This is a genomic window from Burkholderia sp. LMU1-1-1.1 (assembly GCF_040675865.1).
Classification (GTDB): domain Bacteria; phylum Pseudomonadota; class Gammaproteobacteria; order Burkholderiales; family Burkholderiaceae_D; genus Rugamonas.
In genome coordinates this window covers 111,732-128,721 of the sequence record NZ_JBEGHG010000045.1, presented here as the reverse complement: position 1 = coordinate 128,721, position 16,990 = coordinate 111,732, and the positions used below count along the sequence as shown (strand labels likewise).

Annotated in this window: 13 protein-coding genes; all 13 read right to left on the bottom strand. The window is 66.3% G+C overall.

Annotation, left to right across the window (positions count from 1 at the left end; genetic code table 11):
• Positions 1-60: 60 nt before the first annotated feature.
• The 13 genes from MRBLMU1_RS24070 to MRBLMU1_RS24010 all read right to left on the bottom strand — a co-directional run bounded on the left by MRBLMU1_RS24070 (position 61) and on the right by MRBLMU1_RS24010 (position 16,868).
• Positions 61-1,626 carry a glycosyltransferase gene (locus MRBLMU1_RS24070; RefSeq protein WP_363506884.1) on the bottom strand — a complete coding sequence of 522 codons (1,566 nt, stop codon included), beginning with the start codon at positions 1,624-1,626 and terminating at the stop codon, positions 61-63.
• Positions 1,619-2,560 (bottom strand): transketolase family protein, encoded by a 942-nt coding sequence (locus MRBLMU1_RS24065; protein WP_363506881.1) that lies wholly within the window; start codon positions 2,558-2,560, stop codon positions 1,619-1,621. Before MRBLMU1_RS24065 ends, MRBLMU1_RS24070 begins: the two co-directional genes overlap by 8 nt.
• Positions 2,557-3,363 carry a transketolase gene (locus tag MRBLMU1_RS24060; RefSeq protein WP_363506878.1) on the bottom strand — a complete coding sequence of 269 codons (807 nt, stop codon included), beginning with the start codon at positions 3,361-3,363 and terminating at the stop codon, positions 2,557-2,559. The genes MRBLMU1_RS24065 and MRBLMU1_RS24060 overlap by 4 nt, the downstream gene beginning before the upstream one ends.
• Positions 3,364-3,375: 12 nt before the next feature.
• On the bottom strand, positions 3,376-4,335 hold the full coding sequence (locus tag MRBLMU1_RS24055; RefSeq protein ID WP_363506875.1) for an NAD-dependent epimerase/dehydratase family protein: 960 nt from the start codon (positions 4,333-4,335) through the stop codon (positions 3,376-3,378).
• Positions 4,336-4,337: 2 nt separating this feature from the next.
• Positions 4,338-5,663, bottom strand: a complete 1,326-nt coding sequence (gene rfbH / locus MRBLMU1_RS24050) for a lipopolysaccharide biosynthesis protein RfbH (RefSeq protein ID WP_363506872.1) — start codon at positions 5,661-5,663, stop codon at positions 4,338-4,340.
• Positions 5,664-5,673: 10 nt separating this feature from the next.
• Positions 5,674-6,750 carry a CDP-glucose 4,6-dehydratase gene (gene rfbG / locus MRBLMU1_RS24045; protein WP_363506869.1) on the bottom strand — a complete coding sequence of 359 codons (1,077 nt, stop codon included), beginning with the start codon at positions 6,748-6,750 and terminating at the stop codon, positions 5,674-5,676.
• Positions 6,747-7,520, bottom strand: coding sequence for a glucose-1-phosphate cytidylyltransferase (gene rfbF, locus MRBLMU1_RS24040; RefSeq protein WP_363506866.1), 774 nt, complete (start codon positions 7,518-7,520; stop codon positions 6,747-6,749). The genes rfbG and rfbF overlap by 4 nt, the downstream gene beginning before the upstream one ends.
• A gap of 117 nt (positions 7,521-7,637) precedes the next feature.
• The gene (locus MRBLMU1_RS24035; RefSeq protein WP_363506863.1) at positions 7,638-10,460 is read right to left on the bottom strand and encodes a glycosyltransferase; all 2,823 of its coding nucleotides are present in this window, start codon (positions 10,458-10,460) and stop codon (positions 7,638-7,640) included.
• A 21-nt stretch (positions 10,461-10,481) separates the two neighbouring features.
• Complete coding sequence (locus tag MRBLMU1_RS24030) at positions 10,482-11,225, bottom strand: N-acetyltransferase (RefSeq protein WP_363506860.1); 744 nt, start codon at positions 11,223-11,225, stop codon at positions 10,482-10,484.
• 15 nt (positions 11,226-11,240) lie between these two features.
• Positions 11,241-12,347: a DegT/DnrJ/EryC1/StrS family aminotransferase gene (locus MRBLMU1_RS24025; protein WP_363506858.1), complete on the bottom strand. Its 1,107-nt coding sequence runs from the start codon at positions 12,345-12,347 to the stop codon at positions 11,241-11,243.
• A complete protein-coding gene (locus MRBLMU1_RS24020) occupies positions 12,344-12,766 on the bottom strand; it encodes a sugar 3,4-ketoisomerase (RefSeq protein WP_363506855.1) in 423 nt (140 codons plus the stop codon). The genes MRBLMU1_RS24025 and MRBLMU1_RS24020 overlap by 4 nt, the downstream gene beginning before the upstream one ends.
• Positions 12,763-13,653 (bottom strand): glycosyltransferase, encoded by an 891-nt coding sequence (locus MRBLMU1_RS24015; RefSeq protein ID WP_363506852.1) that lies wholly within the window; start codon positions 13,651-13,653, stop codon positions 12,763-12,765. The genes MRBLMU1_RS24020 and MRBLMU1_RS24015 overlap by 4 nt, the downstream gene beginning before the upstream one ends.
• Before the next feature lie 14 nt (positions 13,654-13,667).
• Positions 13,668-16,868, bottom strand: coding sequence for a tetratricopeptide repeat protein (locus MRBLMU1_RS24010; RefSeq protein ID WP_363506849.1), 3,201 nt, complete (start codon positions 16,866-16,868; stop codon positions 13,668-13,670).
• Between the last annotated feature and the right edge of the window lie 122 nt (positions 16,869-16,990).

Below are 16,990 nucleotides of genomic sequence, written 5' to 3'. Positions count from 1 at the left end.
CCGTACCGCAGGGATACGGCTGTGAGCGTGTCCGAATGACAGACTTGACCCCCCGATGTTTTACTGCAGCTTCGCCAGGACGGCGTCGACGTTTTCCGCCGTTAAACCTTCGTACAAGATGTCCCGGTTGGCGAGGATGGCCTCGTCGCTGACCTTGGAAAAGTCGAACTTCAGCATCCGCTCCACCACCGCCGGTTCGAAGCGGTGCTTGATGTATTTGGCCGGGTTGCCGCCGACGATGGTGTACGGCGCCACGTCCTTGGTCACCACGCTGCCGGCGGCGACGATCGCGCCCTGGCCTATCGTCACCCCCGACATGATCAGCACCTGGTAGCCGATCCAGACGTCGTCACCCACCACGATCGGCCCCTTGGTCGACGATTCCAGCATCTCGCCCAGATACTTGACCTTGAACGGGAACGTGGAGAAGCCGTCATACGGATGGTTCCCGCCCAGCATGAACTTGACGTCGCTGGCGATCGAGACGAAGCTGCCGATCGTCAGCCGCTCGGCGTCGCGGCCGTAGGCCATGATGTTGAGTTCGCCATACGAGCGGCGCCCCACCGTCACCCGGCTGAAGTCGAACGGTCCCGACGACATCGTCAGCATCGTGTGGTTGTGCGGGTTGAGCGCGCGCCAGTAGTCGGCCTTTTGCTCCTCGAACGATTTCTCCGGCACCGGGGCCGGCACGGGCGCGGGCGCGGCCGCCTTCGGCACGTCGGTGATCAAGTGTTCGATCGCCTTGTAGAAATAGTCGTCGTGCAGGTAGTCCTGCATGTGCTGGAAGAAGCCGCTCTTGGAAAAATCGTTGTCGCCGAAGTAGTAGGGAATGATGTGGTTGACCAGCAGGCGCTGCTTCTCGGCCTCGTACACGGCGCGGTCCAGCTGGCCGCTCTCCAGATACGGCTTCATCAGCGACAGATAGTTGTTGCCGAACACCTCGGCGATGTTGTAGCCGCTCTTGCGCCCGATGTCCTGGCCGGCGAAGTAGGCGCCGTACAGCACGATCGCACGCTTGCCCATGGCCAGCAGGCGGAACGTGACGTCGGTTTGCACCAGCTTGAGGTGGACGTTGCGGCCGAAGTCCGGCATGGCCTCGAACTCGTCGCGCCACATGCCGAAGCCGCCTATCCATGTGCAGAAATACGAGACCTTGGCGACGAACTCGCTGAGCGTGTTGAGCGCCTCCAGCGCGTTCCCGGTGAACATATTGCCGTTGGTGAAGAACACCACCGGCTTCTCCACCGCCACCGCCGTGTACACCTTGACCAGCTCGGTCAAGCTGCCGTCGAGGATCATCAGGTTGTCGTTGTGCAGCTTCAGGTAGGTGCCGCGCCCCATGCGCAGCGCCGCCTCGAAGTTCTTGTCGGCGAACACCGGCTCCGGATGGCGCTGGTAGCGGACCTTGCCGGGAAAGGCGGCCGCGAAGGCCTCGCCGACATCCCTGGTATTGTCGTCCGAGCAGTTGTCGGAGATGACGACCTCGATGTCGCCGGTGTCGCGGAAGGCCGCCTGCGCGACGATGCTGTCGAGCGTCTGCTGCAGGAATGGCGCGCGGTTGAAGGTCGGGATGCAGATCGACAGGATCGGGCTGCTTGGGCTGGTTGGATCGGTCATCTCAGTCATGGGTGGTGTTGACGGGCGGGGCGGTGGCGGACTGGCCGATCTGGCGGCGCAACGCCTCCAGGTCGATGCCGTGCTCGCGGCGCAGGTAATCCCAGCTGCCGTTAAATTGCGAGAACCGGTCGTTGATGCCAAGGCGCAGCACGCTGGCGCGCGCGCCGCCGAGGCCGGCGACGATTTCCGCCACCGCGCCGCCCAGCCCGCCGATGCGGTTGTGTTCTTCCAGCACCACCAGCCGCGTATAACGCTGTGCCAGTTGTTGAACCTGTTCGACGTTCAGCGGTTTGACGCAGGGCGCGCTCCAGACCGCGTGGTCGTCCAGCGACTGCGCCAGTTGCACGGCGGCGTGCACCATCGAGCCGGTGGCGATGAAGGCGGTGTGGCCGTCGGCGCCGGCGCGCGCCGGCACGAGGTCGCCCAGCGGCGCCTGGCAAGCGTCCGTATGCACGGCGGCCACGTCCGATTTGCCCATGCGCACATACGCGGGCCGGGTGAAGCGCAGCGCGTGCGCCAGCGCGTAGTCCATTTCGTGGGCGTCGCACGGCGACAGGATGTCGATGCCGGGGATGGCGCGCAGCACGGCGATGTCCTCGGTCGACTGGTGGCTGCTGCCCAGGGCGCTGTAGACGACGCCGGCGCCGTCGCCGATGAAGACCACCGGCAAGCCTTCGTAGCAGACGTCCAGTTTGATTTGCTCGAGCACGCGCACCGGGATGAAGCAGGCCAGGCCGTAGACGATCGGCTTGTAGCCGGCCTTGGCCAGTCCGGCCGCCATGCCCACCATGTTCTGTTCGGCGATGCCGCAATTGATGAATTGCTCCGGGCAGCGGCCGCGGAATTCGTCGAACAGCGCGTAGCCGTGGTCGCCGGTCAACAGCAGCACCTTGGGGTCGGCCAGCGCCGCCGCCGTGATCGCGCGGGAAAAAGCGTCTCTCATACCGGCTCCAGTTCGGCCATCGCGGCCGCGTAAGTGTCCGCGTTCAGGCGCGTGTAGTGCCACAGGTTCTGGTCTTCCATGAACGACACGCCCTTGCCCTTGATCGTGCGGGCGACGATGGCCTTCGGCCGGCCGTCGCGGTTGGCCTTGAGCGCCTCGAGCGCGGCGTCGAGCGCGGCCTCGTCGTGGCCGTCGAGCGCCACCGCCTCGAAGCCGAACGCGGCGAACTTGTCGCGCAGCGACCCCAGTTCCATCACCTCGCTGGTGCGGCCCATCGCCTGGAAACCGTTCTCGTCGACGATGACGACCAGGTTGTCCAGCTTGCGGTGGGCGGCGAACAGCATCGCTTCCCAGATCGGGCCCTCGTTCATCTCGCCGTCGCCGACCACGGCGTAGGTCATCTGCGCGCTGGCGTCGAGCTTGGCCGCCAGCGCCATGCCGACCCCGACCGACAGGCCGTGGCCGAGCGAGCCGGCGGTCACCTCGCAACCGGTCACGTGCGCGTCGGACAGTCCTTTCAGCTTGGTGCCGTCGGCGTAAAAACGTTGCAGGTCGGTTTGGCTCAGCCAGCCCTTCTGGTACAGGCAGGCGTATTGCGCCATCACGCCGTGGCCCTTGGACAGGATCAGGTAGTCGCGCCCCGGGTGGTCCGGATTGTTGTCGGGATAGCGCAGGTGCTTGCGGTACAGCACGGCCAGGATCTCGGTCAACGAGAACGCGCAAGCGACGTGGACCGTCGAGCCGGCGTAGGACATCTCAAGCACCGTGCGGCGGATGCTGTTTGCGCTGAAATCTGCTGTCATTGGTAATCCTTCCTAACTTTCCATGGCGCGGGCCGGCGTGGCCGCGTCCCGCTCGAGGATGAGCGCCGATTCGGCGATGATGCCCTCGATGGAGGAGTACGCCGGTTGATAGCCCAATTCGGCGGCTTGCCGGTTGAGCGAGTAGTAATAAGGCTTGGCGCCGGTGGCGTTGACCACGTCGCCGGCGCCGTCGGCCACCTCGTAGCGCAGTCCGAAGCGGTCGCGCATCGCCGCCAGCAGCGCGCGTTTCTCCACCGGCGCGGCGCTGTAGCAGTCCAGCGCGCGGTTGCCGGCTGGGCCGCGCAGCACGCAATCGACCAGGCGATGGAAGTCGCCCGGATGCAGGTAGTCCCGCACCATGGCGTCGGCCGAGGTGCGCAAAGGCACGCCGTCGCGGATCGCGCGCAGGATGTCGGTGATGAAGAAGCGGGCGTCGAGGTCCTGGGTGTGGCTGAAGTAGTTAAACACGCGCAAGTCGGTGATCGCCAGGTCGGGCAGGGCGCGGTGTTTGCATTCGGCGTGGAGCTTGGCGACCGAATAGTATTCCTGCGGCGCCAGCGTGTTGATGTTGATCGAGGCCGGCGTGTCCGGGCCTGCCGGCTGCAGGAACGTGCTGCCGTAGGCCGCGCCGCTGGACAGGAAGATGTAGCGGCGCTCGGGGTGGCGCCGCAGTTCGTTCAGGACCAGGTCGTCGAATTCCTGGGTGACGCCGAAGATGTCGCCGCCCATTTGCGCGGCGCGCCGCGGATCGCCGACGCCGACGAAGTTGAGCACGGCCGTGTGTTCCGCCTTGCCGTAGTCGGCGTAGGGGGCCAGCGGGAACGCCAGCGCGTGGCTGTCCATCCAGCGCCGCGCCGCCGCCACGTCGCGCACATACAGCAGGAGCTCGTCCCGCCCGGCGCGCGCGCAGGACAGGATCAGGTCCTTGGCGATCTGGCTGCTGGCACCGAGGATGGCGACGCGCTGCATCATGATTAGAAATTCACGCCGAAGAACGATTCGAGCTTATCGACCGTGAAGTCCAGCATCTCGCGGGTCAGGCCCGGGAAGACGCCGATCCAGAAGGTGTCGTTCATGACGCGGTCGGTGTTGGTCAGGTCGCCCGAGACGCGGTAGTTACGGCCGATCATGTACGGCTGGCGCGTCAGGTTACCGGCGAACAGCAGGCGGGTGCCGATCTTGTGCTGGTCCAGGTAGGTCAGCAGGTCGACCCGCGCGACGTTGGCTTCCGGTTTGAGCGTCATCGGGAAGCCGAACCACGACGGATCGGAATTCTCGGTCGCCACCGGCAGGATCAGGAACTCGGCGCACGACTGCAGCCGCTCCGTCAGGTAGGCGAAGTTGTCCTTGCGCGCCTGGATGAAGCCGGCCGCGCGGTCGATCTGCGCCAGGCCGCAGGCGGCCTGCATGTCGGTGATCTTCAGGTTGTAGCCCAGGTGGCTGTAGGTGTACTTGTGGTCATAGCCGGCCGGCAGCGTGCCGAAGCACTGGCAGAAACGCTTGCCGCAGGTGTTGTCCTTGCCCGGCGGGCAGTAGCAGTCGCGGCCCCAGTCGCGGAACGACTCGGCGATCATCTTCAGTTCCGCGTTGTTGGTGAAGACGGCGCCGCCTTCGCCCATCGTGATGTGGTGGGCCGGGTAGAACGACATGGTGCCGATGTCGCCGAAGGTGCCGACCATCTTGCCGTCGTAGGTCGAGCCCAGCGCGTCGCAGCAGTCCTCGATCAGCCACAGGTTGTACTTTTTGCAGATCGCGACGATCACGTCCAGGTTGTACGGATTGCCCAAGGTGTGGGCCAGCATGATGGCCTTGGTCTTGGGCGAAATCGCCGCTTCCAGCTTGGTGACGTCGATGTTGTAGGTGCCCAGCTCCACGTCGACGAACACCGGCACCGCGCCGAACTGGATGATCGGGTTGACGGTGGTGGGGAAGCCGGCGGCCACGCCGATGACTTCATCGCCCGGCTGGATCGCGCGCGGTCCCAGCTTCGGCGAGGTCAGCGTGTTGAACGCGACCAGGTTGGCCGACGAGCCGGAGTTGACGGTGATGAGGAAATCGACGCCGATCATCTTGGCCAGCTTGGCCTCGAACTGGTCGTTGAAGCGGCCGGTGGTCAGCCAGGCGTCGAGCGAAGCCTCGACCATCAGTTCCATTTCCGGCGCGCCGACGACTTTGCCCGCCGGCGGGATCACCGTCACGCCGGGCTCGAAGGCCTTCGGCACGCTGGCCAGCGCGCCGTATTCGGCGACCAGCTTGTTGATCTCCGCACGGAGTTGTTCTTTGGTTTTTGCTTCGCTCATGGTTGCTGCCTTAGATGTGTTCGGTGTTTTGGTAGGTGTCGATTTGCGCCAGGGTGAAGGCGCGCATGTCGGCTTTCGCCGCGTGGGCCTTGTGCCAGCCGACGATCATGTCGATGGTGTGGCCCAGGTGCCAGCGCGGCTGCCAGTGCAGGCGGCCGCGCGCCTTGGAACAATCGAGCTTGAGGTAGTGCGCCTCGTGCGGTTGCGGCGCCTGGTCCAGCTCCCAGCCGGCGCCATCGCCCCAGCTTTCGCACAGGCGCGAGATGATCCACTCGACCGGGCGGGCGTCGATGTCATGCGGGCCGAAGTTGAAGCCCTCGGCGTAGGCCGCGCCGTGCGTGTACAAATGCTCGGCCAGGGTCAGATAGCCCGACAGCGGCTCCAGCACGTGCTGCCAAGGACGGATCGCGTGCGGGCTGCGGATGCGCACCGGCTTGCCGGCGGCGATGGCGCGCACCATGTCGGGTATCAAACGGTCCTCGGCCCAGTCGCCGCCGCCGATCACATTGCCGGCGCGGCCGGAGGCCAGCGCCACGCCATGCTCGGCGTATTTTTCGGGATTGAAGAACGACGAGCGGTAACCGGCCGTCACCAGTTCGGCGCAGGCCTTGCTGTTGCTGTACGGGTCGTAGCCGCCGAAGGCCTCGTTCTCGCGGTAGGCCCAGGCCCATTCCTTGTTTTCGTAGCACTTGTCGCTGGTGACGTTGACCACCGCCTTGACGCTGGGCGTGTTGCGCACCGCCTCGAAGAAGTTCACCAGGCCCATGACGTTGGTGGCGTAGGTCTCGACCGGATTGGCGTACGAGTAGCGCACTAGCGCCTGCGCCGCCATGTGGATGACGATCTCCGGCCGCGCCTCGAGCATCGCGTCGCGCAGCGCGGCGGCGTCGCGGATGTCGCCGATGATGGAGGTCATGCCGGCGCCCACCTGCGCGGTGTCGAACAGGCTCGGTTGGCTCGGCGCCGCCAGCGCGAAGCCGGTGACGTGCGCGCCCAGTTGCTGCAACCATAAACTCAGCCAGCTGCCTTTGAAACCGGTGTGGCCCGTGAGGAAAACCCGTTTGCCCTGCCAGAAGGAGGGATTCATGGCCATCGCTTCCACGGCGCCTTGCCGCTTTCCCACAGGTCCTCGAGCAGTACCTTGTCGCGCAGCGTGTCCATCGGCTGCCAGAAGCCGTGGTGGTGGAAGGCGTCCATCTGGCCTTCGTTGGCCAGCTGCTCCATCGGTTCTTTTTCCCACGTGGTGCTGTCGCCGGCGATGTAGTCGATCACCTTCGGCGAGAGCACGAAGTAGCCGCCGTTGACCCAGGCGCCGTCGCCTTGCGGCTTTTCCTTGAAGCTGACGATGCGCTGGCCGTCGATGTCGATGGCGCCGAAGCGGCCCGGCGGCTGCACCGCCGTCATGGTGGCCAGCTTGCCGTGTTTTTTGTGGAAGGCGATCGAGGCGCCGATGTCGATGTCGGATACGCCGTCACCGTAGGTGAAGCAGAACGCCTCGTCGTTTTCGACGTGCTGGCGCACCCGCTTCAGGCGCCCGCCGGTGAGGGTGTCGGCGCCGGTGTCGATCAACGTGACCTTCCACGGCTCGGAATAGCGCTCGTGCACTTCCATGCTGTTCTTTTGCAGATCGAACGTGACGTCCGACGTGTGCAGGAAGTAGTTGGCGAAGAACTCCTTGATCACGTAGCCGCGGTAGCCGCAGCAGATGACGAAGTCGTTGATGCCATGTGCGGAATAGCTTTTCAGGATGTGCCAGAGGATCGGCTTGCCGCCGACCTCGACCATCGGCTTCGGCTTGACAGTCGTCTCTTCGCTGAGCCGTGTGCCCAGGCCGCCTGCCAATATGACTGCTTTCATGCTATCCCCGGATTGTTATGTTGACGCAGATCACATTATCTATTGCGCTCGGGCTATTTTAAAGGAAAAGAACAGGCATTTTGCAGTCGCAGACTCGGCGATGGAGGATTTACCACACTATCGGGTGAGCAGCAGTTGGTAGCCGATTCGCATGGCGCGCTGCACCGCGTCGAGCCGGTGGGCGGCGCTTGCCGAGAGGTGCAGATGATGTGTGGAAATGAGTGTGTTCATTTCGGAAAGACGTGTCGACAACAGTTGTTTGAAGGCGCCGGGCGCGCCGAAGTCGTGGCCTTGCTCGTGGGCTTGATATAGCAGCTGCAGGCTTTCGAGGGCGGTGTCCAGCGCCGCCTCCGGCGCCGTCGCTGCGGCGGGCGCAAGGCGGAAGCTCGACAGCGCCCGTGGCAGATAGACGTAGTGGCCCGCGTGCAGCGCGGTGAGGGCGGTGGCGACGTTGGCGCGTTCGGGGTAGGCGCGGTCGCGGTAGCGGCCGAAGGCGTGGCCCAGCGTGGCGCGCTTGAGCAGCAGTGCGCCGGGCGCACACATGGCCGCCGCGCCGCCGCCGTCGCCGCCCAGCAGCATGTTGGCCAGCGAGACGCCGTCGATCACGATGTCGGCGGCGAACAGCGGCGCCGCCGGCAGCGCCTGGCCGTCCGGCGCCAGCGGCTGCCGCCAGCAGGCCACCACGCCGATGTGCGGGTGGCCGACGAAGTAGGGCAGCATGACGGCGATTTTTTCCGGCGCCAGCGTGTCGCCGGGCGGGGCGACGGCGATGTATTCGCCCAGGGCCAGCGCCAGGCAGTGATTGAGGTTGTCGAGCGCGCCGAGGCCCGGCGCGTGGCTGTAACGCAGGCGCCGGTGCGCTTTCAAATGGGGCTTGAGCAGCGCGCGGCAGGCGCCGTGCGGGCTGCTGTCGCTGACGATCACTTCGCAGTTGGCGTGGGTTTGCGCCAGCGCGCTGGCCAGCGTCGCCTCCAGCGGCAGCGGGTCGTCGGCCGGGATCAGGATGCTCACCAGCGGCGGGGCGGCGTCGGCGGCTTGTTTTACCGCGTGGTGCGCGGCTTTGCGGCGGCCGCGTTTCAGCGTGCCGCGCGCCACGCGCAGGTAAAGTTGTTCCAGGTCGTGCGCCAGCGCCGAGGTGTCGAACAGCGGTGCACCGGCGCGGTTTTTCCCGAGGCGGTTGCGCAGGCGGGCCAGTTCCTTCGGATGGGTGGCGAGGCGGATCGCCTTGGCCGCATACTGTTTCTCCGTGCGCGCGATCAGTTCCGGCAGGCCGGCCGCCTGCAGCAGGCTGCCGCTCACGCGGCTGGCGAAGGTCGCGCCGGCGCGGGTCAGCAGCGGCAGACCGGCCCACAGTACGTCGCCGGCGATGGCGCCGGCGTTGTGCGGGCCGGTGTCGAGGAACAGGTCGGCCGCCTGGTAGCGCTCCGTCGCCCGCTCGCCTGCGGTGGTGTTGGCGAAGCACAGCCGGTCGCTGGAGATGTCGCGCTGAAGCGCGGCCAGGCGCAGGTTGTCGCGTACTTGTTCGCTGTCGGTTTGCAGCCACAGCACGCTGCCCGGCACCGCGTGCAAGATACGCATCCAGGTCGCGAAGCGCTCCGGGACGATGTGATCGGCGGCGGCGAAGCAGCAGAACACGAAGGCGTCGTCGGGAAGACCGAATTCGGCGCGCGCGCCGGGCTCCGGCGGCCGGGGGAGGGCGCGCTGGCGGTCCTGCGGCTGGAAGCAGTGCGGAAGATACAGCGGTTTTTCGGTATGGTGGCCGGCCAGTTCGGGGGGCAGCACGAAACTGTCGGCCAGAACGTAGTCGACGTGGCTATTGCCGCTGGTGCCGGCCTGTCCGAGCCAGCCGATTTGTACCGGCGCGGGACGGTGGCCGAGGATGCCCGGCCGTCCGCCCGGCAGCACGCCATGCAGGTCGACCAGGATGTCGATTTCGTGGGCGCGGATCGCCTGCGCCGCCTGCAAGTCGCTCAACGGGCCGATCGGCACGTGCAGGTCGAAGGCGCGCAGCAGGCGTTGACGCAGGGCCGAGTGATCCTCGCCGCTCCAGCAGAAGCCATACACCTCCACCTGGTCGCGGTCGTGCAGTTCCAGCAGCTCGGCGACCATGCGGCCGGTCGGATGCGCGCCGAAACCGCACGACAGGTAGCCGACGCGCAGCTTGCGGTGGGCGTAGCCATCCTGGTCGGACAGCGCCGTCGGCGCCGGCGGGAAGTGCAACGCAGCCTCGCGCCGCGCGCAGGCCAGCTGCCGCGCCGGATCGTCGCCCAGGCTGAGCATCGCCAGCGCCGACGTGTGGTGCTGTAAGGCCGTCTCGCTGACGCCCGGCACGAAGCCGTGCACCGGCCACGCGCACAAGCGCAGGCGCAGGTCCAGCCAGCGCGGCACGATCAGCTTTTGTTTGGGATCGAGTTGGAGGCTGCGCAGCAGCGCGTCCTCGGCTTGCGCCGGATCGCCCTGCGCCTCCGCCAGCCTGCCGATGTTGTTGAGCAGGGGGACCCGCAGCGGGGCCGCCGCCGGCGGCGCGCCCGGCGGCACCGCATCCAGCGGATCGAGCGCCTCGCGCCACAAGGCCAGCGCCGCTTCCGGCTGGCGTTGGCGTTCCAGCAGCACGCCGAGACCGAGCTGGCTTTCGGTGAAGCCGGGACGCAGCTCGAGCGATTTGCGGTAGGCGCGTTCGGCGCCGGCGTCGTCCCCACCCTGCGCCTGCACCACCGCCAGGTTGTACCAGGCCACGTACTCGAGGGGGGAATCGCAGCGTTCGAGCCACAGCGTGTACAGCGCGATGGTCTGTTCGGTCCTGCCCTGCGCGGCCAGCAGGCCGGCCACGCCGATCAGGTCCATGACGGACAGCTCGCCCAGTCCCGCCAGCGCCATCGCCAGGGTGCCCGCTTCCGCCAGGTTACCGGCGGCCATGGCTGCGTGCAGTTGCCGGGTCATGGGCGTCCGTTCGGCCGTCGGCTAGGCCGAGGGGCCCGCGTCCCAGCCGTCGGTGATATCCGCCGGGTAGCCGCGCTTGAAATGGGTGGTCCACGGATAGGCCGGCGCGCCGGTGCCGTCCTTGAGCCGGATCTTGGAGGCGTCGCACAGGAAGGCGGCCGGATTGCCGGCGACCACGGTGCCGGGGGCGACGTCGCGGTGCACCTTGCTGTGCGCCGCCACCAGCGCGCGCTCGCCGACCTTCACGCCGGGCAGGATCACCGACATCGCGGCGATGGCCGCGTAGTCGCCGATCTCGGCGCCCATCAACACGTTGCTGGGCGGGTGGGGATCGTTGGTCAGCACCACGTACGGCAGCAGCCAGACGAAGTTGCCCACCTTGGACATTTTGCCGATGAAGACATTCGACTGGCAGCGCACGTAGTCGCCGATCTGGCAGTCGCCCTGGATATCGTTCATGGTGCCGATCTGGAAGGCGACGCCGGCCACGGTCTTCTCGCGCACCACCACGCGGTGGCCGGTCACCAGCTTGTCGCCGAAGCGCGAGCCCTCGTAGAACACCGAGTGCGAGCGGATGCGCGCGCCCTTGCCGATCACCAGCGGCTGGCCGTCGGCCAGCGGCGTCGGATAGCCGATCTCGCAGTAGCCGTCGATGACCGAGCCGTCGCCGATTTCCACGTTGTCGTGGATGATGGTGAAGGGGCCGACGCTGACGTCGGCGCCCAGTTTGGCTTTCGGCGAAATGAAGGCGCTTGGATGGATCATGCCGGCCCTTTTAAATCAAGCGGTGCAGAACTTGCGCACGGCGGCGGCCACCTCGAGCGCCTGCTCGTCGCTCATGGTCGGGCCGATCGGCAGGCTCAGGACCTCGCGGTGGATCGCCTCGGCCAGCGGGAACGCGCCCTCGGCGTAACCCAGGTCGGCGTACGCCGGCTGCAAATGCGGCGGCACCGGATAGTGGACGATGGTGCCGATGCCTTGTTCGGCCAGCGCCTTGGCCAGCGCGTCGCGCTGCGCGTGGCGCACCACGTACAGATGCCATACCGGCTCGGCCCACTCGGGCACGAACGGCAGCGCCAGGCCGTCGATGCCGGCCAGTTCGTGGTCGTAGATGGCGGCGATGGCGCGGCGGCGGGCATTGTCCGCGTTCAGCTTGGGCAGCTTGACGCTCAACAGCGCCGACTGCACCTCGTCCAGGCGCGAGTTATAGCCCGGCACCTCGTTGTAGTACTTGACCTTGGAGCCGTAGTTGCGCAAGGTGCGGATCTTGTCGGCCAGGTCGTCGTCGCTGGTGGTGACGGCGCCGCCGTCGCCCAGCGCGCCCAGGTTTTTCCCCGGGTAGAAGCTGAAGGCCGCCGCGTCGCCCAACTGGCCGGCCACGCCGCCGCGATACAGCGCGCCGTGGGCCTGCGCCGCGTCCTCGATCAGTTTCAGATCGTGCTTGGCCGCCAGCGCCTTGAGCGGGGCCATGTCGGCGGTCTGGCCGTACAGGTGGACCGCCAGGATGGCCTTGGTGCGCGGCGTGATGGCCGCCTCCACCAGCGCCGGATCGATGTTGAAGCCGTCGGCGGTCGGCTCGACCGGGATCGGCGTGGCGCCGCAGTCGCTGACCGCCAGCCAGGTGGCGATAAAGGTATTGGACGGCACGATCACCTCGTCGCCGGGACCGACGCCGTAGGCCTTGAGGATCATGAAGATCGCATCGAGGCCGTTGGCCACGCCGATGGCGTGCTTGCTCTTGCAGTAGGTGGCGAAACTGGCTTCGAAGGCCGACGTTTCGGCGCCCAGCACATACCAGCCGGAGTGCAGCACGCGTTTGAACGCCGCTTCCAGTTCGTCGGCTTGTGACAGGTTGATGGCTTTCAGGTCGAGAAAGGGGACGCTCATGGTGACACTCGCTTATGGTGGGTTGCCGCGGCCACGAATTCGTCGTAGTCGTGATAGTAGTCTTTGGGGTCGTACAGGGTCGAGGCCATCACCACGCACACCGCCCCGGACGAGAAGTTCTCGACTTCGCGCCACATCATGCCGGGCACGTACAGGCCGTAGTAGGAGCGGTTGAGCTGGAATTTCTTGCGTTCGAAGCCATCGTCGACGATGACGTCGAAGCTTCCCGACATGGCCACGAACAGCTGCTGCAGCTCGATGTGGCCATGGCCGGCGCGCGCCGATCCGCCCGGCACGTCGTACAGGTAGTAGACACGCTTGATATCGAACGGGATATGCACGCCGCCCTCGATCACCGACAGGTTGCCGCGCACGTCGTGGTGCGGCGGCAGGTCGATCAGCCGGCACTGGTCCATCATGATGGCGCTCCCTCGCGGTTCGCGGCCACCACCGCGTGGAAGCGTTGCTGGGAGGTGGCCATCATCGGGAACACGCCGCCCAGGCGCGCCGCCACGTCGTCGACGGTCGGTGCCATCACCACCAGTTCCTCCGGCGCGACGATGCCGATGTCGGCCGATTCGATCAGTAGGTCGATGTAGTCCGAGAAGCAGTAGCCGAAGTTCGGATTGCTGTTCGGGTTGGAGTTCGATTCGAGCCGGCGGTCGTGGCGGAAGTAGGACAGCTCCTCGTCGATGTAGAACACCTTGCCGTCGCGCGCCAGGTTGAAATAGGCGGCGACGTCGGCCAGCCCCAGTGTGCAATCGTGGTTGTGGTACTTGAACAGGTGGCGGCCGATCTCCCACAGCCGCTGGCGGCGGAACATGATGGAGCTGAATTCGCCGACGAAATTGCGCATGCCCAGCACCATGCTGCGCTGCATATCGCGCGCCGGCATGCTGCCGCTGGCCTCATACGGGCGGCGCGTCTCGGTGCGCTCGTTGTCGACGTTGATCACCTGCGAGGCGGAGAACACCAGCTGGATCTCCGGGTCCATGTTCATGGTCGCGACCATGCGCTCGATGCAGAACGGATGCAGCACGTCGTCGTCGAACAGGGGCTTGATCAACTGGCCCTTGGCCGCGAACAGCGCGGTCAGCACGTTCTGCTCGCGGATCGCCGAATTGCGCTGGTAGATCAGGTGGCCGCTGTACTTGGCGCAGATCTCCTTGATCGCCTCGGTCGGGCAGTTGTCGCTGACGAGGATCTCGATGTTCGGATAGCTCTGGCCCAGCGCGGAGCGCAGGCAGGTCTCGAAATGGCCGGTCTTGTACGACGGGATGACGATGCTAACTAATGGCAAACTCATAGTGCGTTCCCTGCTCAGGCGGCGACTGCCGTTACGATGTACTGCCACGGCAGCGCGTCTTCGACCGCCACCACTGGATCGATGCCGCTGGCGCCGGCCATCAGGCGGATCGCCGGCAGGTATTTTTCGCGCGCCGGTTCGTCGACGATGCGCGCGCTGCCGCCGCTGATCTGGAAGCCGGCCTGCTGGAACATCTCCAGCATGGCGCCGCGCGTGAAGATGCGTTTGCGCGACTTCTCCAGGCCTCCCGGGCCGTAGCGCAGGTCGCCGGCGTTCATGCGCGCCTGGATGCTCCAGTGCTGGAAGTTGCGGATGGTGGCCACGACCTTGCCGCCCGGCGCGATGCTGGTGCGGATCTTCTGCAGCAGGGTCCACGGATCGTCGATCATCTCCAGCGCCTCGTCGAGCACCCAGCAATCGGCGCCGCGCACGTGGTCCCACAGGTCCGGGCCGGCGTGTTCGATCTCCACGTTGAAGACGAAATCGCAATGCGGGCGGGCCGCCTGGGCCGGCGCCGGCTCGGCCTCGATGCCGGTGTAGTCGACGATGGCGTTGCGCGCCTTGTAGGCCTTGGCGAAGGCGCCGTCGCGGCAATGCACCTCGACGATCTTGCGCGCCTCGGGCGGCATGAACTGCAGCAGGTCGGTGTTGACCACGGTGGTGGCGCTGGGCAGGTCGTAGTGATAGCCGCCGGTGCGTATCACGGTGCCCTGCCAGTCGTGCTTGATGTAATTACGCTTGGGCGGCTTGGGCGCGAAGTCCTCGCGCACCCATTCGATGCTCTCGATCAGATCATGGGCGCCGGCCTGGTGGATCGCCAGCATGGTCGAGATCATCGGCGCGCCGTGCTTGATCGGCATCGGCCACTGTCGCACCACCTCGATATTGGTCAGCATGCAGGCCGGATGCAGGTAGCGCACGGCGCCGTCGGCGCGGTCGTAGCCTTGCTCGTTGACCGGCTGGATGGTGCCGACGCCGTACATGCCGGGGCGCAGATGGCTATGCAGCGATTCGATGAAGCCGCCCCTGAGGATCTCGACGTCGGAGTCGAGGAACAGCACCTCGCCGGACAGGCCCAGATGGTTGATCGCCCAGCTCAGGCCAGGACCGTGGTGGATGTTGTAGCCGAACGGGATGAACTCGACGTTCTCGAAGCCGTCGGTGATGGCGCGGATCTTCTCGGCCACGTCCGGGTTGGAGCCGTCGATGATGTAGACGCGGTTGGTGTAGAACTGGCGCAGGGTGCGCAGCAGCGCCTCGATCAGGTCCGGCGAGTTATAGGAGACGCTGACGATCGGGATCTGGTCGATGCGCACCGGTTCGGCCGGCGTCTCGTCTGACGGGCGCACGGCGTGCTGCGGCGCGGCCAGGCGCGGCGCGGCCGGCTTGGCCACCTGCTGCAGCACCGTCTCCAGGTTGCGCACGAAGCGCGGCGTGTCGAACAGCGCGCAGGTCATGCGGTTGGCCACCAGCTGGCGCTTCATCGAAGCGATGCGGTTCGGATCGTTGGCCAGCGCCACCGCCTTCTCTTCGTAATCGGCGAAGTTATAGGTGATCAGTTGCGGCAGGTCGACCGCGCGCAGCAGGCTGCCGGCCATGCGCGACGAGAAGGTGTGGCCGGCGCAGGTGAGCAGCGGCAGGCCGGCCCACAGCGCGTCGCTGGCGGTGGTGCCGGCGTTGAACGGGAAGGTGTCGAGGAACAGGTCTGCCAGCTGGTAGCGCGCCAGGTACTCGGCCGGCACGGCACGGGTATTGAAGATCAGGCGGTTGCGGTCGATGCCCGCCTCCTCGGCATAGCGGCACAGGTTCTCGCGCACTTCCGGATAATCGGCCACCAGCCACAGGACGCTGTTCGGCACGCGGCGCAGGATGTTCATCCACGTCGTGAACATGTCCGGCGTGAACTTGAAGTTGTTGTTGAACGAGCAGAAGACGAAGGCGTCGTCCGGCAGGTTGACGCTGGCGCGGGTCGGCTTGGGGGCGATGGCGCGCTGGCGGTCGTTGATCTGGAAGGTGTCGGGCAGGTACAGCGGCTTCTCGGTGAAGTCCTTGGTCATCTCCGGCGTGATCAGGAATTCGTCGGCCAGCACGTAATCGACGCCGGGCAGGCCGGTGCTGCCCGGGAAACCGAGGTAGGTCAGCTGCACCGGCGCAGGACGGAAGGCCAGGATGTTCGGGCGCGCGCCCAGGGTCAGGCCGTGCAGGTCGACCAGGATATCGATTTCGTGGGCGCGGATGGTGCGCGCGGCCTGTTCGTCGGTCAGCGCGTCGATGCGGATATAGTGGTCCATCGCCTTGACCACGCGGGCGCGGATCGGCGAACCGTCCTCGCGGCTCCAGCTGAAGGCATAGACCTCGAACTTGCTGCGGTCGTGCAGCTCATAGAGTTCGGCGGTCAGGATGGAGACCGCGTGCGAGCAGAAGTCGGACGACAGATAGCCGATGCGCAGGCGGCTGTGGCCATAGCCATGGGCGCCGGTCAGCGGGGCGACGGCTGCGTTGACCTTCTCGTTGACGAAGCGGCGCGCGGCGGCCAGCTGCTGGGCGGGATCGTCGGAAGCGCTCAGCATCGCCAGCGCCGAGGTGCCGTCGATCATGGTAGTGACCGAGATGTGTTCCAGGCCGCTGTAGACGGGCCACTCGCACTGCTTCTGGCGCAGGTGCACCCAATGGGTCATCACGTTGGCCTGCTGCGGATCGACGCCCAGGCTCAGGGCCAGCATCTTCTCGGCCTCGGGGTAGCGCTTGCGGATCTCCAGCAGGCGTCCCAGGTTGTTCAGGGTCTGCACGTGTAGGGTTGGATTGGTCTTGATATCTGGCTGGACGTCGGTCAGCACCGAGTTCCACATCGCCAGCGCCTCCTCGGGTCGGCCGACTCTTTCGAGCAGGGTGCCCAGATTGAGGCGGGCCTCGACGAAGTTCGGATTTTGCGCGATCGCCTGGCGCAGCACTTTCTCGGCGCCGGCATCGTCGCCGCTATTGGACAGCACCACGGCCAGGTTGAAGCAGGCCGCGTAGACCAGCGGGGACGGCGTGTGTTCGATCCAGGTGCGATACAGGCCGATCGCGGCGGGCAACTGGCCGCTCTCCTGCAGCACGGCGGCGGCGCCGAACAGATCGCCGATGGAGAGCGCGCCGCTGGCGGCCAGGGCCATCACATTGCCCAGCGGGCTGGTATCGGAGGGAGCGGATGCGGCAGGAGCTTGAGCGGTCATGGCTGGGCTTAGAGTTGGATCGATCCGGCACGCGGCGAACGGCCCGCGGAGCCATAAAAGGTAGGCACTATCATACCTTTTGTCGCTGGATACGGGGCAACTTTTGGCTCAGGAGCAAGAAT

Excerpts from the sequence above, each read along its gene's own strand:
- rfbF (WP_363506866.1), bottom strand. The coding sequence starts at position 7,520 with ATGAAAGCAGTCATATTGGCAGGCGGCCTGGGCACACGGCTCAGCGAA.
- MRBLMU1_RS24055 (WP_363506875.1), bottom strand. The coding sequence starts at position 4,335 with ATGATGCAGCGCGTCGCCATCCTCGGTGCCAGCAGCCAGATCGCCAAG.
- MRBLMU1_RS24015 (WP_363506852.1), bottom strand. The coding sequence starts at position 13,653 with ATGAGTTTGCCATTAGTTAGCATCGTCATCCCGTCGTACAAGACCGGC.
- MRBLMU1_RS24060 (WP_363506878.1), bottom strand. The coding sequence starts at position 3,363 with ATGACAGCAGATTTCAGCGCAAACAGCATCCGCCGCACGGTGCTTGAG.
- MRBLMU1_RS24020 (WP_363506855.1), bottom strand. The coding sequence starts at position 12,766 with ATGATGGACCAGTGCCGGCTGATCGACCTGCCGCCGCACCACGACGTG.
- MRBLMU1_RS24065 (WP_363506881.1), bottom strand. The coding sequence starts at position 2,560 with ATGAGAGACGCTTTTTCCCGCGCGATCACGGCGGCGGCGCTGGCCGAC.
- MRBLMU1_RS24030 (WP_363506860.1), bottom strand. The coding sequence starts at position 11,225 with ATGATCCATCCAAGCGCCTTCATTTCGCCGAAAGCCAAACTGGGCGCC.
- MRBLMU1_RS24035 (WP_363506863.1), bottom strand. The coding sequence starts at position 10,460 with ATGACCCGGCAACTGCACGCAGCCATGGCCGCCGGTAACCTGGCGGAA.
- MRBLMU1_RS24025 (WP_363506858.1), bottom strand. The coding sequence starts at position 12,347 with ATGAGCGTCCCCTTTCTCGACCTGAAAGCCATCAACCTGTCACAAGCC.
- MRBLMU1_RS24070 (WP_363506884.1), bottom strand. The coding sequence starts at position 1,626 with ATGACTGAGATGACCGATCCAACCAGCCCAAGCAGCCCGATCCTGTCG.
- MRBLMU1_RS24010 (WP_363506849.1), bottom strand. The coding sequence starts at position 16,868 with ATGACCGCTCAAGCTCCTGCCGCATCCGCTCCCTCCGATACCAGCCCG.
- rfbH (WP_363506872.1), bottom strand. The coding sequence starts at position 5,663 with ATGAGCGAAGCAAAAACCAAAGAACAACTCCGTGCGGAGATCAACAAG.
- rfbG (WP_363506869.1), bottom strand. The coding sequence starts at position 6,750 with ATGAATCCCTCCTTCTGGCAGGGCAAACGGGTTTTCCTCACGGGCCAC.